Source organism: Dietzia sp. HMSC21D01 (genome assembly GCF_001815995.1).
GTDB lineage: Bacteria > Actinomycetota > Actinomycetes > Mycobacteriales > Mycobacteriaceae > Dietzia > Dietzia cinnamea.
Genome location: NZ_KV823756.1, coordinates 1 through 894 on the forward strand (window position 1 = coordinate 1; position 894 = coordinate 894).

1 protein-coding gene is annotated in these 894 nt (G+C 75.6%); it reads right to left on the bottom strand.

From position 1 onward, the window contains the following. Window positions 1–894: helicase-related protein (locus HMPREF3086_RS03400; RefSeq protein WP_256386766.1), on the bottom strand; the 894-nt coding region annotated here is incomplete at both ends.

The window sequence follows — 894 nt, forward strand, 5'->3', positions numbered from 1 at the left end:
GGGGCCGAGGCGGGCGGCGCGGCCCGCGCGCTGCACGCACGAGTCGCGCGACGCCGACACCGTCACCAGCCCCGTCATGTCCCGTGCGATGTCTCGCCGCGGCTCGCGGCTCAGGCACGCGTCCACCACCAGCCGCACCCCGGCCACAGTCAGTGAGGACTCCGCCAGGTCGGTCGACACCACGATCCGCGGCAGCGCCGTGTCGCCTTCGCCGCTCCGGCTCCGGGAACCGGACACCGCCCGGTCCTGGGCGGCGGCGTCCAGCCCGCCGTGCAGAGGTGGAACCTCGACCGCGTCCCCCAGCCGCGCGGCGAGCGACCGCACCACGCGCTCGATCTCGCGCACACCCGGCAGGAACACCAGGGCGTCGACCCCGCTCACGGTCACCTCGTGTGCCGTCACCGCCGCCACGTGATCGAGAAAGCCGTCGGCGACCCCGCGGGCGTCCAGGCGGGCGGTCGGCGGTGGGGCGTACCGGATCTCCAGGGGGTGCGATTCCGCAGGCACGTCGACGACGGGCGCCGCGGAACCCGCCCCGGGCTCCTCGGCCGCGGTCCCGCCGCCGAGCAGCCGGGCGAAGCGTCCCGCCTCGACCGTCGCGGACATCGCCACCACCGGCAGGTCGTCGCGCAGCTGCCGCACCTCACACAGCAGTGCGAAGGCCAGGTCGGACTCGACGTCGCGTTCGTGGACCTCGTCGAGCACCACGGCCCCGACGCCGGGCAGGTCGGGATCGGCGATCAACCGACGCACCAGTACCCCCGGAGTGACGAACTCGACGAGGGTGTCCCTGCCGACGCGCGAGTCCCCACGGACCGTGTAGCCCACCACGCCCCCGGGTCCGGTCCCCGTGAGTGCAGCCAGTCGCCGCGCCGCCGAGCGGGCGGCGACCCG